At 46.5% G+C, this 8849-nt stretch carries 7 protein-coding genes; 3 read left to right on the forward strand and 4 right to left on the reverse strand.

Annotation, left to right across the window (positions count from 1 at the left end; translation table 11 throughout):
- Positions 1-40: 40 nt before the first annotated feature.
- The 3 genes from GXP22_10530 to GXP22_10540 form a co-directional block, all read right to left on the reverse strand.
- Entirely contained in the window at positions 41-1384 is a 1344-nt protein-coding gene (locus GXP22_10530; protein NOX09899.1) for a sigma-54-dependent Fis family transcriptional regulator, read from the reverse strand.
- Entirely contained in the window at positions 1381-2640 is a 1260-nt protein-coding gene (locus tag GXP22_10535) for a PAS domain-containing protein (protein NOX09900.1), read from the reverse strand. The genes GXP22_10530 and GXP22_10535 overlap by 4 nt, the downstream gene beginning before the upstream one ends.
- A 172-nt stretch (positions 2641-2812) precedes the next feature.
- Complete coding sequence (locus GXP22_10540) at positions 2813-4216, reverse strand: sigma-54-dependent Fis family transcriptional regulator (protein NOX09901.1); 1404 nt, start codon at positions 4214-4216, stop codon at positions 2813-2815.
- A 247-nt stretch (positions 4217-4463) separates the two neighbouring features.
- Here GXP22_10540 and hemH point away from each other — a divergent pair, with 247 nt between their 5' ends.
- A complete protein-coding gene (hemH, locus tag GXP22_10545) occupies positions 4464-5450 on the forward strand; it encodes a ferrochelatase (protein NOX09902.1) in 987 nt (328 codons plus the stop codon).
- A gap of 9 nt (positions 5451-5459) precedes the next feature.
- On the forward strand, positions 5460-6758 hold the full coding sequence (locus GXP22_10550) for a TIGR03790 family protein (protein NOX09903.1): 1299 nt from the start codon (positions 5460-5462) through the stop codon (positions 6756-6758).
- Here GXP22_10550 and chrA read toward each other — a convergent pair.
- The gene (gene chrA / locus GXP22_10555; protein ID NOX09904.1) at positions 6691-7986 is read right to left on the reverse strand and encodes a chromate efflux transporter; all 1296 of its coding nucleotides are present in this window, start codon (positions 7984-7986) and stop codon (positions 6691-6693) included. The two genes, GXP22_10550 and chrA, sit on opposite strands and share 68 nt — an antisense overlap.
- Before the next feature lie 128 nt (positions 7987-8114).
- Here chrA and GXP22_10560 point away from each other — a divergent pair, with 128 nt between their 5' ends.
- Entirely contained in the window at positions 8115-8720 is a 606-nt protein-coding gene (locus GXP22_10560; protein ID NOX09905.1) for a class I SAM-dependent methyltransferase, read from the forward strand.
- The last annotated feature ends 129 nt before the right edge of the window (positions 8721-8849 follow it).

Below are 8849 nucleotides of genomic sequence, written 5' to 3' on the forward strand. Positions count from 1 at the left end.
AACTATGCATTTTTTAAGCCAACTTTAATAAGCCCATGTTCTAACCCGGAATCGCTATACCCGCATCCCTCATTCGCGCCATCTTGTAACGCAAGGTACGCGGACTAATACCCAGACGTGTAGCAACCTCTTTACGATTGCCACCCGTGGTATTCAGTGCATCCAGAATCAAACGGTATTCCTGTTGCTTCAAGCCCTTATCCAACAAGCCGTCATCCTCCGCAGCAGCGGGTGCTGTAATATTCTGAGGTATGCTGCTAATCTCTTCAAACTGCAACGCCTCCACATCAATAACTGATCCCGTAGCAAAAATCATAGCGCGTTGTATCAGGTTCTCTAATTCACGCACATTGCCCGGCCAGGCATAATCAAATAAAACAGCCTCAGCCGCTTGACTCAATTGTGGAATAACATCCGATAAACAACTGCGATAGGCCTCGATCTTGCGCCGGGCAATGGGCAGGATATCCTCTCGGCGCTCCCGCAAAGGCGGTATCAATAATGGGAATACATTCAGACGATAGAATAAATCTTCTCTAAATCGCCCTGCCGCAACCTCTTCACGCATAATTCGATTAGAGGTTGCCAACACTCTGACATTCAGCGAAATAATCTTTTGACTTCCCAGTCGTTCAACCTCACGTTCCTGCAATACGCGCAGCAACTTGGCTTGTAGCGCCAGATCCATCTCTGATATTTCATCCAGTAACAGAGTGCCACCCTGCGCCTGTTCAAACTTACCCGGTGAAGCCTGGTAGGCACCGGTAAACGCCCCTTTCTCATAACCAAACAGGACAGCCTCCAGCATATTTTCGGGAATTGCCGCACAATTGATCGCCACAAAAGGCCCCTCGGAGCGCAGTGAATGGGCATGAATATAACGCGCATAAACTTCTTTACCGGTACCCGAACTACCACTAATCATGACCGTGGCATCACTCTTTGCTACACGTTCTGCAAGGTGTACCAGGCGTTTACTAGCTGGATCCTCAACAATAAGATCCATTGGAATAACAGGTTCTACGGGTAAATAACGTTGTACGATTTCAACAAAGGCATCTGCCTCAAAAGGCTTAACCAGATAATCCGAGGCACCATTATGCATCGCCTCAACAGCCTTCTGTATAGTTCCATAAGCCGTCATCAAAATAAAAGGAATATCAACCCTGTTCTCACGCAACTTTTTCAGCAAACCATAACCATCCATGCCCGGCATCTGCACATCACTAATCACCAGCGCAAAGTCACCTTGTCGCAGCACCATGAGTGCAGCCTGACCATCCTCAACCGCTGCAACATCATAACCCGCTAATTCCAGGGTATCTGATAAGGCCTCACGCAGAGACCTGTCATCCTCCACAATCAAAATCCTTGATGTATTCATAATCTTTCCCCGGCATTCAATTTATTATGGCTGCGTGAACGATTCATCAGGTGTAATACATTGGAATCATTACAACCACCTGGTAAGGAATCGGATAAGTGCGCTAATGGCAGAAGAATTCTGAAACAAGCACCACCCACCGTATCATTGGACAAAAGTTCCACCTTGCCATGATGAGATTCGATAACGGCACGAACAACCGCCAGACCCAGACCGGTTCCTTCTGAGTGTGTGGTAAAAAATGGCTCGAAGACATAATCCTGCATCTCAACGGGTATACCCGGTCCATTATCACGATAGATTAATTCCAGTAGGCCATCCGTATTTTCCCTGATTGATAAATCAAGCTGTGCAGCATCCTTGATAAACTGCAAACTATTGGTGACCAGATTTTGTAACACTGAGATCAAGGCCTGCCGGTTACCAATAATATTGGTTCCATTATCCAGTCGATTATCAATCCGCAAGGAGGCATGATGCTGTTTGAGCTGCGACTCCAGCACCTGATTCAGTTCATCGACAAGATCAGTGACCACAATAAGTTCATCACCCACGGCATTTCCCCGAGCAAACATCAACATATCATCAACCATACCTTCAAGCCGATGCAGACCAGACAACAGACGCTGTGAAAAACGTAGGCGACTCCTTTCATCCAGTTTTTGTCGGTGAAGATGTGATGCGTATAACAAGGCAGCCGATAATGGTGTGCGGATCTGATGTGCCAGCGTCGCGGTCATCTCACCCATAGAGGAAAGTCGTTGTTGTCTATCCACTATTTCCTGTAATTTTCGGGTCTCGGTCACATCCTGTAATAACAAGATACGACCCGCCTGAGTCCCTAGTGGGCGACTGGATATATTGATCCGTCGACCATCATGAAACTTAATCTCATGGCTATCATTTTTATCGGTAAGAAAGACACGTTGTTTGATTGAATACCACAATTCACCCAACAAAGGTTCGCCCAGGAGATCCATTGCAGCGGCATTACATTCCTGCACACGATTCTCGTTATCCAGTACCACCACACCCGCAGGCAAAGTATCTAGCAAGGTCGTGAGTCGATCAGCCAAACCTTCTTTCTCCGCCAGCTGTTGCATTCGCTGTGAACGCGCCTCGGATAATTCTGTATTTAATTCAGCAACACGTTGCTCCAGATCACGATACGATGCCTCCAGCTGTATAGACATCTGGTTAAACGTCATAAATGCATCCTGCAACTGACGTGTTTGATCATTACTTGTCCGGGTCATGGGTTTTATAAACCTTTATTCATTACAAAATGGTGAAATATCACACCGTTACAATATCTGTAGAGAATAAAAGCAAAAACCATGCCTATTTATTATAATTTAATTAAATCAATACCTTATATTTTAATTATTAATGGAGCGTCAATAAACCGCCAGGGAAAGCGAGAACACTCTAACTCCGTTGAATCCCGTATTTACGCAGCTTTTCAACCAGTGTGGTTCTGCGCATACCCAATAATTTAGCCGCCTGAGCCACCACACCATCCGCCTCATCCAGGGCCTGACGCATAAGATTAGCCTCCAGTTCACCCAGGTGTCTCTTGAGATCAAGTCCTTCCCGGGGTAAACGCATCTCACCGACCGGTGCCAGCTCGTTACTCATCAATAAGCCTTCTTCTAGCCGGGTTTGCATAGCCGGATCAATCTCTCCTTCCATCCTGAATTTATCCGGTAGACCATTAACATCCACCAGACCATAGGGATGAAGAATCGCCAAACGCTCAATCAGATTAGCCAACTCCCTGACATTGCCTGGCCATTGGTACTGACACAATGAAACCAACGCTGCCGGGGTCAATCGCACTGACCCCCTCTCCTCTCCTTCGACACGACGAATTAATTCATTGACCAGTAAAGGGATATCCTCAATCCGATCTCTTAATGCCGGCATATCAATGGGAAATACATTCAGACGATAAAACAGATCCTCACGAAAGGTACCATCAATAATTGCCTGTTCCAGATCGCGATGGGTTGCCGCAATAATTCGTACATCCACCTTAATCGTTTTATTGCTCCCCACCCGTTCAAAGCTTCGCTCCTGTAACACACGTAATAGCTTGACCTGCATCGGCAGACTCATATCACCGATCTCATCAAGGAATAAGGTGCCACTATCCGCCAACTCAAAACGTCCCTGACGCGCGCTAATCGCCCCGGTAAAGGCACCTTTCTCATGACCAAAGAGCTCTGATTCCAGTAAATCAGGCGGTATAGCCCCGCAATTAATCGGTACAAAATTTTCGCTCCGGCGCGAAGAACTATCATGCAGATTACGTGCAACCACTTCTTTACCCGTACCTGATTCACCTAATACCAATACATTAGCATTGGATTCAGCCACTTGCTGAATCATGTGGCGCACCTGCTGCATCACACGGCTATTACCTACAATGCCACGCCCTGTCGTTGCAAGATAAGCACCCGATGCCTCGTTATGTGCCAGCCGGTAACGCTCAGATTGATAAAGCGCACCCGTAAGTTCCGTATAGTTAGAAGGCAATTCAATAGCACCCAACAGGCCATCATTGCTATCAAGACCCGAATTAGACTGCTGACCTGATTCACTCACTAGATACATCGGTAAAACAGGATGCTGTTTATGAATAGACTTGATCAATTTCTTCAATTCCATCATTTCCAGCTGTTGACCTAACATCAACATAAAAGGAAGTTCTGCCTCAATCAAACAGGCAGCAACATCTTCATCTTGCCCGACAAATTCAACCGAACGTCCAACAAACTGTAGAATGGCGCGTAATACTTCAGCCTGAGGCTGATTCATCCCTGCAATCATAATCCTGGATTCGGACATTATTTTCAGCAACCTATTTAAAATTTTTCCTAGTAGATCACTACCTGGATTAAATGTCAAAATAATGACGCGCTTAATTTTAAGCGACTGATATATAAATAAAATAGCATCACATCCCCGTTAACTCAAGAGACAGGGATAACACTTATCTATCAGAGACCTTTGCACGACACCCTGATATCAGGCATCATAGCCGATCAATATTCAGCGTTAGAAAACAAAGCCAATTATGCATACATCACCAACCGGGATCTTACTAAGCAATCTGGGTAGCCCGGACGAACCCACAACCGAAAGTGTTAGACGGTATCTCAAGGAATTTCTGTCCGATCCCAAGGTTGTCAATATATCACGCATCCTGTGGTTACCTATCCTGCATGGCATCATCCTGCGTACCCGTCCACAACGCTCCGCTAAAATTTATAAAAAGATCTGGACCGATACAGGGTCACCACTGATTAATATTGCAAAACAACAGCGCAGCAGTATTCAAAATGAATTATCACAACGTGGCTTCCATAACCTTCACGTCCGTCTCGGGATGCGTTATGGACGACCCTCACTCGATGATGCCCTGCGTGAACTACGCGGACAACAGGTCAAAAAGATCATTCTGTTACCGCTCTACCCACAGTATGCCGAAAGCACCACAGCCTCCACTATTGAACGTAGCCAACAGATCATTGATAGCTGGCTAACACCGGCTACACTACACAGCATTACCGATTACCATGATAATCCCGCTTATATTACCGCTCTGGCCAACAGTATCCGCCAACACTGGGCACAACACGGCCACGCCGAAAAATTATTATTCTCCTTTCATGGTATCCCCAAACGGGCATCTCTCGCCGGTGATCCTTATCACCAACAATGCCTACAGACCGCACAACTGATTGCCCAGGAACTCAATCTTGACGAGACCCACTGGTTAACATCCTTCCAGTCCCGTTTTGGTCGTGCCGAATGGATTACCCCTTACACCGATCAAACACTGAAGGAATGGGGGCAACAGGGTATTCGTCATGTTCAGGTTATCTGTCCCGGTTTTAGCGCCGACTGTCTGGAGACACTAGAAGAAATTGAAATGGAAAACCGTGAATATTTTATCCAGGCCGGTGGTCAACATTATGAATATATCCCAGCACTCAATGATGGCCAGGAGCATATCAAGGCATTATGCGATCTTATTGAAGACCATCTATATCGCGACTAGGCAAGCACTATGAAGACACTCATTACCGTTCTGTTACTTGTCAGCCAGATCGCTTATGCCAATAATACCAACATCTATATTCAGATGCCGTCGACACACATACAGAACAATGAACTCGCTATCATCGTCAATGATAAAGATCCCTTAAGCAAACGTATTGCACGCTATTACCAGCAAAAAAGAGGGATACCTGACCGCAATATTATTCATATCAGTTTCAAGACACTGCGCACAACGATTTCACCCAATGAATTCAATGAACTCAAGAAACAGGTCGACACGCAGACCCCAGCCAATATCCAGGCTTATGCGCTCACCTGGGCAGAACCCTACCGCGTTGGTTGCATGTCAATCACCACCGCCTTTGCCAGTGGTTATAGTAAAGAATGGTGTTCCAGTGAACGTTGCGGTAAAACACAAGCAAGCCCCTACTTCAATAGCAGCAGTAAAAAACCTTACTACAGCTACCAGATACGCCCAACCATGGCTATCGCCGCCATCAACTTTAAACAGGCAAAGCAACTCATCGACCGTGGTATACAAGCCCAGAACATACCAGCATCCGGCACCGCCTACCTGGTCAACACCAGCGATAAGGCACGCAGTGTACGCTCCGTCATATTCCCCTTGGTCAAGGAGATATTTAGCGACTGGCAGAATATCGAGATTGTGAACAGCGAAGGGATACGAGATAAAAAGGACGTGATGTTTTATTTCACAGGTCGCACACATATCCCTGATCTCGACACCCTCACCTTCCTGCCCGGTGCCGTTGCCGATCATCTGACATCCAGCGGGGGTAAGTTAACCAATACACGTCAGATGAGCAGTCTACGTTGGTTGGAGGCCGGAGCGACCGGAAGCTATGGTACCGTGGTTGAACCCTGTAACCTGTTACAGAAGTTCCCCAACCCACTAATCATGATGTCCCATTATCTACGCGGTGAAACCCTGGTTGAAGCTTACTGGAAGAGTGTTGCCTGGCCCGGGCAAGGCATCTTCATCGGCGACCCCTTGGCGCGACCCTTTGCTGGCTATCGAGTAATAACCCATCCAGCCGGAGATCAGTGGATCGTACAAACCCAGGCATTGGCACCCGGTAACTATCAGGTATTCAGATCCTACTCACCTGTCGGCCCCTACCAGGAAGATAAAAATATCCTGCACATACCACGGGGACAAAGTGGCTTTGATCTAGCAACAAGCGCGCAGCACTATCTACGTATCGTTCCTGTAGCGGTTAAAACAATGAATAAGCAAGGCCTACCAATGCTGATGCAGCAATCACCGAAACAATACCCACCTTGAAGCGAAATAAAGCAATAAAGGCGAGCGCACCAATCAAGGCAGAAAACCATTCAAAGGTGGCATCAAAACCTTGTGGCCAAAGGACATGATAAGCAAAGAATACCGCAAGATTGAGGATAACACCGACCACTGCAGCGGTAATACCCGTCAATGGTGCAGTGAATTTAACATCACCACGCGTCGCCTCAACAGCAGGCCCACCCAACAGAATAAAAAGAAAAGAGGGTAAAAAGGTAAACAGAGTCGCTACACTTGCACCCGCCATTCCCGCATAAGGCAGCATCTCAGGCCCAAATATTTCCTTCGTCCAACCACCCACAAAACCAACAAAGGCAACCACCATAATTAATGGCCCAGGTGTCGTTTCACCTAGAGCCAGTCCATCAATCATCTGCGTACCCGTCAACCATAGATATTCGTCAACACCGCCCTGATAAACGTAAGGTAACACCGCATAAGCTCCACCAAAGGTCACCAGTGCCGCTTTGGTAAAGAACCAGCCCATTTGTGTCAGAGTGCCTTCCCAACCATAGGCATTCATCAATAATCCCATAGCGACACCACCAATGGACACCCCCACCAGTAAAAATACAAAAAAACGACTCCATTTGAATTGTGCATGTTCAGGAGCAGGGGTATCGTCATCAATCAACGCCAAACCATAGGAACTGCCGGAAGTCCCATGATGTCCACCCGCCTTGAATTTATCCGGTGCAATCATTGAACCGATATAACCAATAATACCCGCCATCAAAACAATATAAGGAAAAGAAATATCGAGGGCAAAGATTGCGATAAACGCCAATACTGCCAGTGTCCGCAACACATTATTTCTCAATGCCCTGGAACCAATACGCCAGGCAGCAAAAACCACAATGGCCGTCACCGCAGGCTTGATACCATACAACACACCCGCCACTGTCGGCACATCACCATAGGCCATATAAACCCAGGTCAACGCTATGAGAATGAATAATGAAGGTAATACAAACAGAACACCTGCGGCAATGCCACCCCATACACCGTGCATTAACCAGCCAATATAGGTTGCCAGTTGTTGCGCCTCCGGCCCCGGCAACACCATCGTGTAATTCAAGGCATGTAAAAAACGATGCTCAGAGATCCACCTGCGTTTTTCCACCAACTCCTGGTGCATCATACTAATTTGACCCGCCGGACCACCAAAACTGATAAAACCCAACTTAATCCAGTAAATAACGGCCTCCATGAAAGATACCGCCTGCGGTCGACTTGCTTTATCCTGTATATTTTCTGACACCTTAAGAGTTTCCTTGTTTAATATGAGCAAGAGTTTATCATTTATCCGATTATTATATTAAGAAGTAGAGCAAGACATTGACATCTTATACCTCGCTGGCAAATAAACTAAATCTTCCCAAAGACCTGCCCATCACCCCTGACTGGTCTGCTGCCGCTGATTTTTTGCAACTCATCGTAGACCACAGCCTCAATACCCAGCCTGTCACTATCCTTGAATGTAGCAGTGGTCTGACCAGCCTGATGCTGTCCAGGTGCTGCCAGATAAACCAGCAGGGGCAGGTCTATAGCCTGGAAAATGGTAAAGAATATGCGTTAAAGACACAGGCTCATCTCGATCATCATCAATTAGCTCAATATGCCACAATTATCCATGCACCCCTTGAAGCATATGTCATCGGGGAAAGAAACTATTCATGGTATCGTATCAATGAAATCCCACAGCAGGCAATAGACATGCTGGTCATTGACGGCCCCCCCGGTTTCATTCAAAAACATTCACGTTACCCCGCCCTACCCTTGCTCTGGAATAAACTCGCTGATCATTGCACTATATTTCTGGATGATGCGGCACGGGAAGAGGAACAGGAATTAGTAACCATGTGGTTACAGGAATATCCGGATCTAAAACATGAGTATATTGATACTGAACGGGGTTGTTCAATCCTGATAATTAATAAATGAGAAATGGTTTCAATTGAACGGAAATACACAAGGTTTTCGCCTCCTCAGAAAAATTCGTGGGTAGTTTCCGGTACGGGTAAGGCTCCAAGCGTGTGATATAAAGCGATTTCAGCCGCATGGTAGGTTCGA

The organism is Gammaproteobacteria bacterium (assembly GCA_013151035.1).
Taxonomy (GTDB): domain Bacteria; phylum Pseudomonadota; class Gammaproteobacteria; order JAADJB01; family JAADJB01; genus JAADJB01.